The 15,596-nt window shown below is 73.3% G+C and carries 13 protein-coding genes and 1 riboswitch; of the genes, 8 read left to right on the forward strand and 5 right to left on the reverse strand.

All coding sequences use genetic code 11. The features are described from left to right. The coding region (locus KUF83_RS00345; RefSeq protein WP_374105948.1) for a glycosyltransferase family 4 protein at nt 1-1,536 on the reverse strand (1,536 nt) is incomplete at its 3' end. 220 nt (nt 1,537-1,756) lie between these two features. On the opposite strand from KUF83_RS00345, the gene KUF83_RS00350 reads away from it, so the two are divergent. Next, nucleotides 1,757-2,410, forward strand: a complete 654-nt coding sequence (locus KUF83_RS00350; RefSeq protein ID WP_217452439.1) for a TetR family transcriptional regulator — start codon at nt 1,757-1,759, stop codon at nt 2,408-2,410. On the opposite strand, the gene KUF83_RS00355 is transcribed toward KUF83_RS00350, so the two are convergent. From KUF83_RS00355 to KUF83_RS00365, 3 genes are all read right to left on the reverse strand, one after another. Continuing rightward, nucleotides 2,394-2,900 carry a hypothetical protein gene (locus KUF83_RS00355; RefSeq protein ID WP_217452440.1) on the reverse strand — a complete coding sequence of 169 codons (507 nt, stop codon included), beginning with the start codon at nt 2,898-2,900 and terminating at the stop codon, nt 2,394-2,396. The genes KUF83_RS00350 and KUF83_RS00355 overlap by 17 nt on opposite strands. A gap of 122 nt (nt 2,901-3,022) precedes the next feature. Beyond that, on the reverse strand, nt 3,023-3,256 hold the full coding sequence (locus KUF83_RS00360; RefSeq protein WP_217452441.1) for a ferredoxin: 234 nt from the start codon (nt 3,254-3,256) through the stop codon (nt 3,023-3,025). A 3-nt stretch (nt 3,257-3,259) separates the two neighbouring features. Next, nucleotides 3,260-4,717, reverse strand: coding sequence for an aldehyde dehydrogenase (locus KUF83_RS00365; RefSeq protein WP_217452509.1), 1,458 nt, complete (start codon nt 4,715-4,717; stop codon nt 3,260-3,262). A gap of 198 nt (nt 4,718-4,915) precedes the next feature. Between KUF83_RS00365 and KUF83_RS00370 the strand changes: the two genes are divergently transcribed. Next, on the forward strand, nt 4,916-5,938 hold the full coding sequence (locus KUF83_RS00370; RefSeq protein ID WP_217452442.1) for an MBL fold metallo-hydrolase: 1,023 nt from the start codon (nt 4,916-4,918) through the stop codon (nt 5,936-5,938). 127 nt (nt 5,939-6,065) lie between these two features. Here KUF83_RS00370 and KUF83_RS00375 read toward each other — a convergent pair whose 3' ends face one another. Further along, complete coding sequence (locus tag KUF83_RS00375; protein ID WP_308402877.1) at nt 6,066-8,300, reverse strand: AAA family ATPase; 2,235 nt, start codon at nt 8,298-8,300, stop codon at nt 6,066-6,068. 294 nt (nt 8,301-8,594) lie between these two features. Beyond that, nucleotides 8,595-8,674: riboswitch (cobalamin riboswitch) on the forward strand. Nucleotides 8,675-8,904: 230 nt separating this feature from the next. Here KUF83_RS00375 and KUF83_RS00380 point away from each other — a divergent pair. The 6 genes from KUF83_RS00380 (at nt 8,905) to KUF83_RS00405 (ending at nt 15,412) form a co-directional block, all read left to right on the forward strand. Continuing rightward, nucleotides 8,905-10,158 carry a prenyltransferase/squalene oxidase repeat-containing protein gene (locus tag KUF83_RS00380; protein WP_217452510.1) on the forward strand — a complete coding sequence of 418 codons (1,254 nt, stop codon included), beginning with the start codon at nt 8,905-8,907 and terminating at the stop codon, nt 10,156-10,158. Further along, on the forward strand, nt 10,155-10,808 hold the full coding sequence (locus tag KUF83_RS00385; protein WP_217452444.1) for an SCO2322 family protein: 654 nt from the start codon (nt 10,155-10,157) through the stop codon (nt 10,806-10,808). The genes KUF83_RS00380 and KUF83_RS00385 overlap by 4 nt, the downstream gene beginning before the upstream one ends. Nucleotides 10,809-10,821: 13 nt before the next feature. After that, nucleotides 10,822-12,078 (forward strand): energy-coupling factor transporter transmembrane protein EcfT, encoded by a 1,257-nt coding sequence (locus tag KUF83_RS00390; RefSeq protein WP_217452445.1) that lies wholly within the window; start codon nt 10,822-10,824, stop codon nt 12,076-12,078. Next, nucleotides 12,075-13,787, forward strand: coding sequence for an ABC transporter ATP-binding protein (locus KUF83_RS00395; RefSeq protein ID WP_217452446.1), 1,713 nt, complete (start codon nt 12,075-12,077; stop codon nt 13,785-13,787). Before KUF83_RS00390 ends, KUF83_RS00395 begins: the two co-directional genes overlap by 4 nt. After that, on the forward strand, nt 13,784-14,656 hold the full coding sequence (locus KUF83_RS00400; RefSeq protein ID WP_217452447.1) for an ECF transporter S component: 873 nt from the start codon (nt 13,784-13,786) through the stop codon (nt 14,654-14,656). The genes KUF83_RS00395 and KUF83_RS00400 overlap by 4 nt, the downstream gene beginning before the upstream one ends. Nucleotides 14,657-14,986: 330 nt before the next feature. Next, entirely contained in the window at nt 14,987-15,412 is a 426-nt protein-coding gene (locus KUF83_RS00405) for a transglycosylase SLT domain-containing protein (protein WP_217452448.1), read from the forward strand. Nucleotides 15,413-15,596 lie beyond the last annotated feature (184 nt).

Raw genomic sequence — 15,596 nt, forward strand, 5'->3', positions numbered from 1 at the left:
GGGCGTCGTGGACGCGGGGGCGCCGGTCGCCCTGTCGGCCGTCCGGGAGGGCGCGGCCGTGGCGGAAGCCGTGCCCGAGGTCCTGGTGGGCGCCGCGGGTGCTGCCGTGGCGGATGCCGTGTCCGTCGCCGCGGGTGCTGCTGCGGCGGGCGCGCGGTCCGCGTCCCGTGCGGCCGCGGAGCGGACGGAAGGCCGGGGGGCGGGGCGGCTCGGATTTACTGGCGCGGAGCGGTGGGTGGCTATCGCCTCGCGGTAGCGGGCCGCCGTGCCCTCCGCGGCCCTGGCCCAGGTGAACCGCTCCAGGACGCGCCTGCGCCCGGCGGAGCCGAGCCGCTCGCGCAGACCGGCGTCGCCCAACAGCCTGCTCAGCGCGGCGGCCAGGGCCCCCGCGTCGCCGGGCGGGACGGCCAGACAGGACTCGCCGTCAGGTCCGGTGACCTCCGGTATGGCCCCGCCGGTCGTGGCCACGAGCGGCGTGCCGGTCGCCATCGCCTCGGCGGCGGGCAGCGAGAAGCCCTCGTACAGGGAGGGGACGCAGGCGACTTCGGCGGACCGTACGAGGTCGACGAGTTCCGCGTCCGAGATGCCCTTCACGAACTGGACGGCGCCTTCGAGCCCGTACCGCTCGATGAGCTGGGCGACAGGCCCGTCCTCGGCACGCCTGCCGACGACCACGAGGTGGGCCGCCGGGTGCTCGGTGCGGATCTTCGCGAGCGCCTCGACGAGGAAGACGAGGCCCTTGAGGGGGACGTCCGCGCTGGACGTCGTGACGATCCGGCCCGGCACCTGCGGCACGGACGGATCGGGTGAGAAGAGGTCGGTGTCGGCACCGATGTGGACGACGTGAATCCGGTCGTCGCGCACACCGAGGTGGTCGACGATCTCCTGGCGGGACGTGCCGGAGACGGTCAGGACGGACGGCAGGCGGCGCGCGACACGCTTCTGCATGCGGGTGAACGCGTACCATCGCCGGACGGACATGCGCCTGCGCCGCCCCTCGGCGGCGTCCAGCTCCAACTGCCGGTCCACCGTGATGGGGTGGTGGATGGTGGTGACCAGCGGGGCACCCACGTCACCCAACAGCCCGTATCCCAGCGTCTGGTTGTCGTGCACGACGTCGAAGTCGCCGCGCCGGGCACGCAGATGGCGGCGGGCACGCAGGGAGAACGTCAGCGGCTCGGGGAAGCCGCCGGTCCACATCGTGCCGACCTCGACGGCGTCGATCCAGTCACGGAACTCGTCGCGCCCGGGGGTGCGGAAGGGGTCCGGGTGGCGGTACAGGTCGAGGCTGGGCAGCTCGGTGAGGGAGAGGCCGTCGAGTCCCTCGCCCTCGTCGAGCACGGGATAGGGCTGCGAGCCGATCACCTCGACCTGGTGGCCCAGGCGGGCGAGCTCGCGCGAGAGGTGTCGTACGTAGACGCCCTGGCCGCCGCAGAACGGGTTCCCCTTATAGGTGAGAAGCGCGATGCGCAGCGGTCGGTCGGCGTCGGCGGCCGAGCCCGCAGGGAGGCCTGCCTCCATGGCCTCATGGGTCACTCTCGGCCCCCTTCTTCCAGCACGTTCCCGCGAGATTACTTCGGGACGGTAATCTAGAACAAGTTTCAGACTTGATCGTTCAGGGAGCATCGAATCTACCGGCAGGTAGCCCTCCTGTGAGCGGTGGATCGGGTGATTCACGCCACGACGGGGCCCTACTCTGCTGTCACCCACCCGCCCCCACCGCCCTCTGTTGTACGAACGTCACGGAACGGGATCCATGCCTGCGGAAGCCAAGAGTGCGGCGAAGGCCGCGCAGCCGCCCGTACGGGCCGCGCAGCCGGTCACTCCCCCGCTCACCGAGCGCCAGGAGGCGCGACGACGGCGCATCCTGCACGCGAGCGCGCAGCTGGCGAGCCGGGGCGGCTTCGACGCGGTACAGATGCGGGAGGTGGCGGAGTCCTCGCAGGTCGCACTCGGCACGCTCTACCGCTACTTCCCGTCCAAGGTGCATCTGCTGGTCGCGACCATGCAGGACCAGCTGGCCCACATGCACGGGACGCTCCGCAAGAAGCCGCCGGCCGGTGACACGGCGGCGGAGCGGGTGGCGGAGACCCTGATGCGGGCCTTCCGCGCCCTTCAGCGCGAGCCGCATCTCGCCGACGCGATGGTCCGCGCCCTCACGTTCGCCGACCGCAGTGTCAGTCCGGAGGTCGACCAGGTCTCCCGGCAGACCACGGTGATCATCCTCGACGCCATGGGCCTCGACGATCCCACCCCCGCCCAGCTCTCCGCCGTCCGCGTCATCGAGCACACCTGGCACTCGGCCCTGATCACCTGGCTCTCCGGCCGTGCCTCCATCGCCCAGGTCAAGATCGACATCGAGACGGTGTGCCGGCTGATCGACCTGACGGAGGTCAGGGAGACGCGGTAGCCGTGACGGAGGAGCAGTCGAGCCGCGTCGCGGAGAGGGTGAACGGCGGGGTACCGGGCTCCTCCTCCGAAGGTGCTCTCGTGAAGACGTACATGCCCCAGTTCGCCCTCGTCAGGAACCAGGTGGCGCCGCCGTCCTCCGGCTTGCGGAACACCTGCTCCCAGCCGTGGCCCTTCAGGTCGGTCACCACCTTCGAGACGGCGGCCGCCTTCGGCTCGCCGTCCGTCCGCACGCCGACGATCAGCCGGCAGCGGGCGGGCTTCCCGTTGCGGTCGTCGACACCGTCGAAGCCCCCGGCGGCGACCGCCGCCCGCACGTTCCGCTGCACCGTGGCGCGGCTCAGCTTCGTCTCCTTCGCCGGAGAGGCGGACGTCGAACCCTCCTTCGGCCGGGGCGACTCGGAGCCGCCGCCGTCATCGGTCCCGCCGCCGCACCCCGTCAGCAGTACGGCCGCCACCACGGCACCCGCCGTCAACGCCTCTGCGCGCATCCCCGCCCCCTGTCCGCCCCGGCCCCGGGCCGTGCGCCCGGGGTCGTGACGCGGAGTTTCGCACAGGCTCCCCGGTCGCCGACCGTGAGGGAGCCCAGGCGCTTCGGGCGGGCGGGACGGACTCACTCCTCGGGCGGGAACACCGCCTCCCCGCTCCCCAGCAGGGAGATCGTGATCGCCTCGACCGGGCACCCCTCCGCAGCCCCCAGGACCTTCTCGTTGGCGTCCGTCTCGGCGTCCGTGGGGTGGGACTGCATGGCGGAGTCGAGGTGGAAGCCGGTGGGGGCGAGGTGGGCGCACTGGGCCGAGCCGATGCACAGCGAGCGGTCGACCTCGACGTGCCAGCGATCACCCATCCCTCAGGCCTCCCAGCCGGCCGGCAGGTGGATCATCTTGTGCTCCAGGTACTCGCCGTAGCCCTCGGGGCCGAACTCGCGGCCCAGGCCCGAGTTCTTGTAGCCGCCGAACGGGCCGAGCATGTCGAGGCTGAAGGTGTTGACGGAGTACGTGCCGGTGCGGACCTGACGGGCGACGTCGATGCCGCGGGCCACGTCGGCCGTCCAGACGCTGCCGCTCAGGCCGTAGTCGGAGTCGTTGGCGATCTTCACCGCCTCCTCCTCGTCGCCGTACGGGAGCAGGCAGATGACCGGCCCGAAGATCTCCTCGCGCGCGATCCGCATGGAGTTGTCGACGTCGCCGAAGAGTGTCGGCTCGACGTACCAGCCGCGGTCGAGGCCGGGTGGGCGGCCACCGCCGGTGAGGATCTTGGCGCCCTCCTCCTGGCCTATGCGGATGTAGTCGAGGTTGCGCTGCTGCTGCCGCTGCGCGACCAGCGGGCCGACCTGGGTGGCCGGGTCGAGCGGGTCACCGACGACCAGCGCGTTCGCCGCCGCGGTGAACGCCTCCGCGAACTCGTCGTAGCGCGAGCGCGGCAGGAGGATGCGGGTCTGGGCGACGCAGGCCTGCCCGTTGTTCATCCAGGCGGCCGAGGCGATGCCCGGGACGGCGGTCTCGATGTCCGCGTCCGGCAGGACCAGGGCCGCCGACTTGCCGCCCAGCTCCAGTGTGACGCGGGTGAGGTTGCGCGACGCGACCTCCATGACGCGCCGGCCGGCCGCGACCGAACCCGTGAAGGAGACCTTGTCGATTCCGGGGTGCCCGACCAGGTACTCGCTGACCTCACGGTCCGCCGGCAGGATCGACAGGACGCCCTCCGGCAGTCCGGCCTCCTTCGCGATCTCGCCGAGGATGTACGCGTCCAGCGGCGACTCGGGCGAGGGCTTGAGCACGACCGTGCAGCCGGTCAGCAGCGCGGGCGCGAGCTTGGCCGCCGCCACGAACTGCGGGACGTTCCACGGGGCGACGGCGGCCACGACCCCCACCGGTTCACGCCGCACGAGGATGCGCCCGAGCACCCCGTCGCGGGTCTCCTCGTACGTGAAGTCCCGGGCGACGGTGATCGCCGCGTCCCACACCATCATCGCGCCGAGCGCCTGCGCGAGGACGCTCCAGGAGTACGGGGAGCCGTTCTCGGAGGAGATGACCCGGGCGATCTCCTCGTGCCGTACGGCGATGGCGTCCTTGATCCGGCCGACCACCTCGATCCGCTCGTCGAGGGACATCCGCGGCCAGGGCCCCTCGTCGAAGGCGGTACGCGCCACCGCGACGGCCCGGTCGACGTCCTCCCGCGAGGCGTGCGGCACCCGGCCGATGACCTCCTCGGTGTGCGGGGAGACCACCTCGATGACGTCCCGGCCCAGGGGAGCGGCCAACTCCCCGCCGATGAACAGCTGTCCGTGTTCCACGAGTTCGGTCATGACCGACTGCCTCTCCGAGGACATTTCCTGACGGTGCATCAGACACTGAAACTGATACCAGTTCCACTTGGAGGAGTCCACGGAGCTCACAGCACTTCGCTCTCTCCGCCTCCTGCCGTGCGGGGTGGTTGAGTGACTTGGGCTCCCATTGGAACTGGTTCTAGTTATAGTGACCGGAAGTCGGCGACAGGGGAGCTCATGCCACAGGTGACCGATCACGGCGGAGGCGTACGGTCCGTCGAGGTCCCCATCCCGGACAACCCCCTCGGCAACACGCTCGTGTACGTCGTGGACACCGACCGCGGACCGGTACTGATCGACACGGGCTGGGACGATCCCGCGTCCTGGGACGCGCTCACCGAGGGGCTGACGGCCTGCGGGACGGCGGTCGGGGAGATCCACGGAGTGGTGATCACCCACCACCACCCGGACCACCACGGGCTGTCCGCCAAGGTGCGGGAGGCTTCGGGCGCATGGGTGGCCATGCACGCCGCCGACATCTCCATCGTGCGGCGCACCCGGGAGACACGGCCCGAGCGCTGGTTCGCGTACATGGTGGACAAGCTGACGGCGGCGGGGGCGCCCGAGGAGCACGTGACGCCGATGCGCGGCGCCCGCTCCCGGTTCCCCGGCCTCTCCCCCGCACTGCCCGACCGCGAGATCGTCCCCGGCGAGCTCCTCGACCTCGCCGGCCGCCGCCTGCGCGCGATCTGGACCCCGGGCCACACACCCGGCCACGTCTGCCTGCACCTGGAGGAGGCCCATCCGGCACAACTGCCGGGTCACGGGCGCCTGTTCTCCGGCGACCACCTCCTGCCGAGGATCACCCCGCACATCGGGCTGTACGAGGACCCGGACGACGACACCGTCCCCGATCCGCTCGGTGACTACCTCGACTCCCTGGAACGCGTCGGCGGCCTCGGACCGGCCGAGGTGCTCCCCGCCCATCTGCACGCCTTCACCGACGCCCCGTCCCGCGTACGGGAGTTGCTCGACCACCACGAGGACCGCCTCACCGATCTCCTCTCCCTTCTCAACGCCCCACTCACCGTGTGGCAGGTCGCCGAGCTCATGGAGTGGAACCGTCCCTGGGCCGACATCCCGTACGGCTCGCGGAACATCGCGGTCTCGGAGGCGGAGGCCCACCTGCGCCGCCTGGTGAAACTGGGGCGTGCGGAAGCCGTGACGGGAAGCGATCCGGTGACGTACGTGGCGGTATGACGCCACGTCAGCAGCCGACGCCCGGGCGGCCGGTGCCTCAACTGCCGCTGCCCACGCGGCCGGTGCTTCGGCAGCCCCAGTCCGGACGGCCGGCGCTTCGGCAGTCCCAGTCCGGACGGCCGGTGTTTCAGGGGCGCGGGCGCCGGTGGTCCGGGACGTCGCCCACCGCGTAGTCGATGCCCCGCTCGTACGACATGGCCAGCCCCTCCGCGTACGCCTCGGTGTAGGCCTCGTCGCCGATCTCCCGGCGGACCAGGTGTTCACGGGCCCGGCGGGCGGACATCAGGTCCGGCGACTGCATGTGGACGCTCCCGAGGCGCTCCCAGATGCGCTGGCCGACGGCGAGGAGGCGGGCCGCACGATGCCCGTCACCGGTCGCGACGACCGCCGAGGCCAGCACGTCGAGGGTGAGGGCGACACCGAGCGTGCTGTTCAGCAGCGAGTGCCCGACGATGGCCGTGCGGGCGTTGCGCACCGCGGCCACGAGGTCGCCCTCGTCCAGGTCGGCCTGGGCGACGAAACAGTCGGCGAAGGCGCCCACCCAGCACTCGCCGCGTCGCGCGCTCTCCTCGCGCACCTCGTCGGCGACCTCGCGGGAGCGGACGAGGTCACCGCTCAGCAGGTGGACGAAGGACAGCCCGAGCCGCACCTGGAGTTGCGCGGACCCCAGCCAGTCGTCGCGGACCGGGAGCAGTTCGGCCTCCCGGAACACCACCAGCGCCTCGGCCAGTCTGCCGCGCAGGAGCAGGTGCCCGCCGTTGAGGTACGCGGCGGCGACGACCGCCACGGGGTCGCCCTGTTCCACGGACGCCGCCGTACAGACCGCCGCCCAGCGCTCGGCGCTGTCCAGGTCGCCCTGGAGGAGCGCGACCGCTCCCCTCGCCCACAGGGCGCGCACGACGTCGGGGCCGGGCTCCGGATCGGCGGTGAGCACCTGGTCGAGGCAGTGCTGCGCGTCCCGCAGGTAGCCGCAGTGGCGCCACAGGAAGCCGATGTCGGCCGCCGTGCGCAGGGCGTCCGGGCCGTCGTGCCCGGACAGCGCGTAGTCCATGGCGGTGCGCAGGTTGGCGTGTTCGGTGACCGTACGCTCGCACCACAGCACCTGACGGCCGGTGTTCCACTCCGCGCAGCCGCTGCGGGCGAGGCTCCGGTAGTGGTCGAGGTGCCGCATCCGCAGGGCCCGCTCCTCACCGAGCGCGCGCAACCAGTCGGCGCCGAACTCGCGGACACTGTCGAGGAGTTGGTAGCGGTCGTCGGCGGTGCGGTGGCGCAGCACGATGGACTGCTCGACGAGCCGTTCGAGCAGCACAGCGATCCGCCCGGCGGGCAGGGGGCCGCCGGCGCAGACGTCCTCGGCCGCGGCCAGGTCGAAGCCGCCGGTGAACACGGAGAGCCTGGCCCACAGCAACCGCTCCAGGGGCGCGCACAGTTCGTGGCTCCAGCCGATGGCCGTGCGCAGGGTGCGGTGCCGCAGCGGCCCCTCGCCCGGCCCCGACGCGAGCAGGTCCAGCGGGGACGGCAGGCGCTCGCCGAGCCGTTCGTCCAGCGCGGCGAGGGAGAGTTCGGGGAGGCGGGCCGCGGCCAGTTCGATGGCCAGGGGGATTCCGTCCAGGCGACGGCAGATGGCGGCGACCGTGCCGGTGGAGTCCCCGTCGAGGACGAAGCCGGGCCACGCCTCGACAGCCCGCTGCGCGAACAGGTCGAGCGCGTCACCGGAACCGTCCCGGTCACCGGCGTCCTCCCGTACGGGCGTGCCCGCCGCCTCCTCCCGCACGGGGGCCGCTCCCTCCCGGTCCTCCCCCGCGGGGGACGCCCTGGCCTGCCGCGTGGGGCCGGCGTCCTCCCTCACCGGCAGCGGGGCGACCTCGATGCGGAGTTCGGACGGATGACCGAGGTGTTCCCGGGTGGTGGCCAGGAGCCGCAGGCCCGGTGCGGCGGGGAGCAGGGCGCGGGCCAGGTCGACGCAGTCGGGAAGCACGTGCTCGCAGGAGTCGAGGACGATCAGTACGTCCTTGTCCCGCAGCCATTCCGCGAGCACCTCGGTCACCGGACGGGTCGACTGGTCGGCGAGCCGCAGCGCCTCCATCACGGCGAAGCCCACCAGGCCCCGGGCCCGCAGCGGCGAGAGCTCCACGAACCAGACGCCGTCCGGATACCGAGGGGCGGCACGGCGGGCGGCACGCAGGGCGAGCCGGGTCTTGCCGACGCCGCCGGGCCCGACGAGCGTCACCAGGCGCTCGCGGTCCCCGGCCGGGCCCAGGACCGCGTCGAGCCGGGCCAGTTCGGGGCGCCGGCCGACGAAGCTCCGGGTCTCGGGCGGAAGATTTCCCGGCCGCCCGCCGGTCGTCCTGTCCTCTGGCACGGCAACGCCCTCCCCGCACGGCACACGGACGAGCCCCGTGGGACCCCGCATCCGGGCCAGTGTGACCCGGCCACCGGGCCGCTTCGCACCGCTCCGGCGAGGCGAACACGAACTCGGTCCATTGCCGTCACTTCCGGGCACATTCCGGAGGGATGCGGTCACAGCAGCTCCGTACGGACGGGCAACCACGTACGGGCGGGCAGCCTCGCGCACACGGGCATCCCGACCGGGCCGGGCCCGGGGGCCATTGCTACGGGCCGGTACAGTGAGCGGGTCGTCATCACGCTCGTACGGGGGGAAGCCGGTGCAAAACCGGCGCTGACCCGCAGCCGTGTGCCGCCCTCGGTCGAGCCGGGCGGTGAGCCGGAATGCCCCGTGCGGAAGTGACCGGCTCGCGTCACCGGGACCGCCGGTGACCGGCACCGTCGAGGCATACGGAGCCGAGCCGCCCGGTGCTCCGGGCTGCCCGGCTCCCCCGCAGGGACGCGCCGGTTCGGAGCCGGCGGACGTGCGGAGGCCGAAGGCCCGAGCGCGGTCGCCGGCCCGACACCGACCGCGGCGCCCCGCGGGCGAACCCGTGAGCACAGAGAGGCACCCGCCGATCATGTTTGTCCGCCGCAGCGCCGTGGTCCTGGCCGCCACCGCCGTGATCGGCACGGCCTTCGCGCCGGCCGCCCCCGCCGACGAGTCGCCCTCCGCATCCCCCTCCCAGGCCCTTCCCACGGGCCTCTTCGGCAGCACCGACCCCACGTACGACGGCGTCTGGCGCCAGTCGCTGGCGCTGCTCGCCCAGCACACGATGGACGTGAAGCCCGCGGGGAAGGCCGTCGACTGGCTCACCGGACAGCAGTGCGCGAACGGCGCCTTCGCGGCCTACCGCGCGGACCCGGCCGCGAAGTGCGACGCCAAGACGCAGATCGACACGAACAGCACGGCCGCCGCCGTCCAGGCCCTGGCGGAACTCGAAGAGGACGACGCCACGACCGGCCCGGCCGTGAAGTGGCTGAAGTCCGTGCAGAACAAGGACGGCGGCTGGGGCTACCTCCCCGGCGGGGCCACCGACACCAACTCGACGTCCGTCGTGATCGGGGCCCTGGAGGCCACGGACACCGACGTGGAGGGCGTGCGGTCGAAGGGCGGCCGGACGCCGTACGACGCCCTGCGCGGGCTGTCCGTCCCCTGCGACGAGGACGGCGGGGGCGCCTTCGCCTTCCAGCCCGACAAGAAGGGCGCGCTCGCGGCGAACGCGGACGCCACGGCGGCCGGGGTGCTCGGCGCGCTCGGTGAGGGGCTGGCGGCGGTACCGGACGACGAGCCCGTCTCCCCCAAGGCCCCCACCTGTGCGGGCAAGGGCTCGGTGACCCTGGACGAGGCGGCGGCCAACGGTGCCGGGTACCTGGTCGGGGCGGTCGCGAAGACCGGCCACCTGGAGTCCTCCCTGCCCGGCGCCGAGGACCAGCCCGACTACGGCAACACCGCCGACACGGTCGTCGCGCTCGCCGCGGCGGGCCGGACGGCCGATGCCAGGAAGCCGCTGGCCTGGCTGGAGAAGAACGCCGCCGCCTGGGCGGCGAAGAGCGGCCCGGCCGCGTACGCGCAGCTGATCTTCGCGGCGCACGCCACCGGTTCGAGCCCGAGCGACTTCGGCGGGGCCGACCTGGTCAAGCAGCTCGGCCGGACCGGCCCCGCGCCCGCACCCTCCGACTACTCCGCCGCGCCGTCCGACAGCGCGGACGAGCAGAGCGGGAACGAGGACGACGGCGGGGTCAGCGTCTGGTGGATCATCGGGGTCGGCCTGGTCGGCGGCATCGGCATCGGCTTCCTCATCAGCGGCCGCACCAGGAAGCAGCAGCTGTGACCCGCCGCCGCCCGGCCCTGCTGGTCCTGGGCCTCCTGCTCGCCGTACTCGGTACGGCGGGGCAGGCCCAGGCGGCCGGCTATCGCTACTGGTCCTTCTGGGACCGGGACGCCGACGGCGGCAGGTGGGTGTACGCGACGCAGGGCCCGTCGACCGCGCGGCCGTCCGACGGAGACGTCCAGGGCTTCCGGTTCTCGGTGAGCGAGGACTCGAAGGACTCGGCCAAGCCCCGAGGGGCGGCCGACTTCGCGACGATCTGCGCGAAGACGCCCGCCCGGGAGGGCACGAAACGGGTCGCCCTCGTCCTCGACTTCGGTACGGCCGCGGACGCCCCGACCGGCTCGACACCGCCGGGCCCGCGCACCGCCTGCGCCCGCGTCGGCGAGGACGCGACGACGGCCGACGCATTGGCCGCCGTCGCCAAGCCGCTGCGCTACGGCACGAACGCCCTGCTGTGCGCCATCGAGGGCTACCCCCGCACGGGATGCGGCGAGGCCGTGTCGGGCGACCGTCCGAAGGCCGCCGCGTCGCCCGGCGAGGAGAGCGGGTCCGAGGGCGGCGGACCGTCGGTGGGCCTGCTGGCCGGGGCCGCCGCCGTAGCCGTACTGGGTGCGGCCGCGGTCTGGCAGGCGCGTCGGCGTCGCGGCTGACGGGACGTACGTGATGGAGGACGACGGGAAACCCGGGCTGAGGCGAGCACATGCACCGGCACCCGCACCCGCACCCGCACCCGCACCCGCACCCGCACCGGGCAGCGTGTCCCGCCGGGTCCTGGGGCGCCTTCGCGCTCCTCGGGCGACGCGTGCCAACGCCCTGCATCCCGGCGCCTGGTGGGTCTGGGCCCTGGGCCTGGGGACCGCCGCGTCCCGCACCACCAACCCCCTCCTGCTCGCCCTGCTCGTCGGCGTGGCCGGTTACGTGGTGGCCGCACGCAGGACGGAGGCACCCTGGGCCCGCTCCTACGGCGCCTTCGTCAAGCTCGCCCTCGCCGTGCTGGCCATCCGGCTGGCCTTCGCGGTCCTCCTCGGCTCCCCCGTCCCGGGCACGCACCTCCTCGTCACCCTCCCCGAACTCCCCCTCCCCGACTGGGCGCAGGGCATCCGCGTCGGTGGCCGTGTCACCGCGGAAGGCCTGGTCTTCGCCCTCTACGACGGCCTGAAACTCGCCACGCTCCTCATCTGCGTGGGCGCGGCGAACGCCCTCGCGAACCCGTCCCGCCTCCTCAAGTCACTCCCAGGCGCCCTGTACGAGGCGGGAGTGGCCGTGGTCGTCGCTCTCACCTTCGCCCCGAACCTGATCGCGGACGTCCAGCGGCTGCGCGCGGCCCGGCGCCTGCGAGGGCGCTCCGACAACGGTCTGCGCGGCCTGCTCCAGGTCGGACTGCCGGTCCTGGAGGGCGCGTTGGAGCGTTCGGTGGCCCTCGCCGCGGCGATGGACGCGCGGGGTTACGGCCGTGCCGCCGAGGTGGCGCCCGGTGTCCGCCGCACCACCGCCGCACTCACCCTCGGCGGTCTGGTCGGAATCTGCGCGGGCACGTACGGCCTGCTCACCGCGGAGGGCGGCAGCTACGGCCTGCCCGTGCTGCTCGCCGGACTCGCCGCGGCCCTGGGCGGTCTGCGGCTCGGCGGCCGCCGGTCGCTGCGCACCCGGTACCGGCCGGACGCGTGGGGGGTCCGCGCGTGGCTCGTCGCCGCGTCCGGGGCGGCCGTCGCGGCGCTGCTGATCCTGTACGCCTCCCACGACTCGGCGGCGCTGCATCCGGGCGTCGTCCCGCTGACGGCACCGACGCTGCCGCTGTGGCCCGCGGCGGCGATCCTGCTCGGCCTGGCCCCCGCCTTCATCGCCCCGGCCCCGGCCGCCCCGGCCGCCGTCCCATCCCCCGCTCCCCCTCTCGGGAGCACCGGCAAGGAGTCGTCGTGATCCGCTTCGAGGATGTCTCCGTGACGTACGACGGGGCGTCGGAGCCCACCGTCCGCGACATCGAACTCACCGTTCCCGAGGGCGAGTTGGTGCTGCTGGTCGGGCCGTCCGGGGTCGGCAAGTCGACCCTGCTCGGCGCGGTGAGCGGTCTGGTCCCGCACTTCACGGGCGGCACCCTGCGCGGGCGCGTGACGGTCGCGGGCCGTGACACACGTACGCACAAGCCGCGCGAACTCGCCGACGTGGTCGGCACGGTGGGCCAGGACCCGCTGTCGCACTTCGTGACGGACACGGTCGAGGACGAACTCGCCTACGGAATGGAGTCGTTGGGGCTCGCGCCGGACGTGATGCGCCGCCGCGTCGAGGAGACCCTGGACCTGCTCGGTCTCGCCGACCTGCGCGACCGCCCCATCTCCACCCTGTCCGGCGGCCAGCAGCAGCGGGTGGCGATCGGCTCGGTCCTCACCCCGCACCCCAGGGTCCTGGTCCTCGACGAACCGACCTCCGCCCTCGACCCGGCCGCCGCGGAGGAGGTCCTCGCCGTCCTCCAGCGCCTCGTCCACGACCTCGGCACGACGGTCCTCATGGCCGAACACCGCCTGGAGCGCGTCGTCCAGTACGCCGACCAGGTCGCCCTCCTCCCGTCCCCGGGCGCCCCCCTGATGCTGGGTACGCCTGCCGAGGTCATGGCCGTGTCGCCGGTGTACCCGCCGGTGGTGGCCCTGGGCCGGCTCGACGGATGGTCTCCCCTGCCGCTGACGGTCCGGGACGCCCGGCGCAGGGCCGGAGCCCTGCGGGAACGGCTGGAGCCACTCACGTACGACGAGCCGGCCACGCCAGGAGCCGTACCCACGGCGAGCAGCGGCGCGAGGCCCTCCCGGCGCCCTCGGCTCCTCCGCAGGCGCCCTGCGGAAAGCACTGCCGACCTCCACCCGGCGGTGGTCGAGGGGCTCGCCGTCCGCCGCGGCCGCACCGAGGTGCTCCACGACGTCACCCTGAGCGTCGCCCCCGGAGAGACCGTCGCACTCATGGGCCGCAACGGCGCCGGGAAGTCGACGCTGCTGTCGGCCCTCGTCGGCCTCGTCCCGCCCGCCGCGGGCACCGTACGCGTGGGCGGTGTCCAGCCCCACCGCACGGCGCCCGCGGAGCTCGTCCGCCGCGTGGGCCTCGTACCGCAGGAGCCCCGGGACCTGCTGTACGCGGACACCGTGGCCGGCGAGTGCGCGGCCGCGGACACCGACGCGGGAGCCGGGCCGGGAACCTGCCGGGCCCTGGTGTCCGAGCTGCTCCCGGGCATCGGGGACGCCACCCATCCGCGGGACCTCTCGGAGGGGCAGCGGCTCACGCTGGCCCTGGCCGTCGTGCTGACCGCCCGTCCGCCCCTGATCCTTCTCGACGAGCCGACCCGCGGCCTCGACTACGCGGCCAAGTCCCGGCTGGTCACCCTCCTGCGGTCGCTCGCGGCGGAGGGCCACGCCATCGTCCTGGCCACCCATGACGTCGAGCTGGCCGCCGAGCTCTCCCACCGGGTCGTCATCCTCGCCGACGGCGAACCCGTCGCCGACGGCCCGACGGCCGAGGTCGTCGTCGCCTCCCCGTCCTTCGCCCCGCAGGTCACCAAGGTCCTCTCCCCGCAGAAGTGGCTGACCGTGGCGCAGGTGCGCGAGGCACTCCACGCGTCCGGGCCGGCGGAGGGCGCGGGCTCATGAACCTCCCGCCCCTGCCGCCCCAGCCCCAGGCCCGCCCCATCCGTCTGGGCCCCCGCTCGGTCGCCACCCTCGTCCTGGTCGGTGCCGTCGGTCTCGCCGCGCTCACCTGGCCCTTCTTCAGCGGTCCGACCTCGCAGGTCGGCGCCCACTCGAAGGACGCGCCCTGGCTGTTCGCCGGACTGCTGGTCCTGCTGGTCGGGGTCGTGGCGGCGACGATCTCCGAGTCCGGGCTGGGCCCCAAGGCCGTGGCCATGCTCGGGGTGCTCGCCGCGACCGGGGCGGCGCTGCGGCCGATCGGGGCCGGCACGGCGGGCATCGAGCCGATGTTCTTCCTGATGGTGCTGAGCGGGAGGGTGCTCGGTCCGGGGTTCGGTTTCGTGCTCGGGGCGGTCACGATGTTCGCGTCCGCGCTGCTCACGGGCGGGGTCGGGCCCTGGATGCCGTTCCAGATGCTTTCGATGGGCTGGTTCACGATGGGTGCGGGGCTGCTCCCGGGTCCGGACCGGCTGCGCGGCCGGGCCGAGTTGGCGATGCTCGCCGCGTACGGCTTCCTCGCGGCCTTCGCGTACGGCACGCTCATGAACCTGGCCGGCTGGCCCTTCATGGACGCGCTGTCGTCGAGCGTGGCCTTCGACCCGGCGGACGCCGTGGACACCAACCTGGCCCGGTTCGTCGCGTACTGCCTGGCCACCTCCCTCGGCTGGGACCTCGGGCGGGCCACGGTGACCGTCGTCCTGACCCTCACTCTGGGCGCGACGGTCCTCAAGGCGCTCCGCCGGGCCACGCGGAGGGCGGCTTTCGAGACGCCGGTCACGTTCGAGGACCCCGATGGTGCGGCGCCCGTCACACCGCCCGGCCGCGCACTGTAGAAGCGGCAACTACTTCCTGTTACACCGGCCGTGAGGCGGCCCACAGGACCTTGGTCCTCGACGAAGCGCGATCGTAGATCTTTTCCGCTGTCATGCCCACGTCGTTTCCCGCTCTGACCTGCGGATTGAGAGCCACGTCACAGAAGGACCTTTTCCGGCACATACGACCACAACTAGCAAAAGGGGTCATTGCGGACGCCTTGCCGGCCTGGTTCTCTGGAGGAGTCGCAAGGCGCCGACGTGCCCCTCCGGGCCTCGGCGCCGCCGCATGCCAGGGCTGCACGTCACGGCGTACGAGCGACCGTCCCGTCCCCGAAGAAAAGGTTCTCCGTGTCCTTCTCCACCCGCATTCGTCGCATCGCCTCCCCGAAGAGGGCCCTCACCGGTGTCGCCGTGGCAGCCGCCACCACCGGCATGGTGATCGCGGCGTCTCCCGCCCAGGCCGCCACCCCTACGGCGGCCACCTCCGCCTCGGCCAAGGCGATCGCGCAGAAGATGATCCACAACGACGCCCAGTACAAGGCGTTCGCCAAGATCGTCGAGCACGAGAGCGGCTGGGACGTCGACGCCACGAACTCCTCCTCCGGCGCCTACGGCCTGGTCCAGGCCCTGCCGGGCTCGAAGATGGCTTCGGCCGGCTCCGACTGGAAGACGAACCCGAAGACCCAGATCGAGTGGGGCCTCGACTACATGAAGTCCCGCTACGGCAGCCCCGTCGGCGCCTGGAACTTCTGGCAGGCCAACGGCTGGTACTGACCGGCCCGCACGACACCCCCGTACGCGAAGGCGGCGGCCCCGATCCCCGGGCCGCCGCCTTCGCCATGCGCCGGTGGGACACGTCCGGAGTCCCGGAGCGGGGACTCCATCCGGTCACAGGACAACGGCACCGGACAGCGGACACCGGCTTCAGCCGCTGGAGCCGCTCCAGCCGCCACAACCA

Source organism: Streptomyces sp. BV286 (assembly GCF_019090165.1).
Lineage (GTDB): Bacteria > Actinomycetota > Actinomycetes > Streptomycetales > Streptomycetaceae > Streptomyces.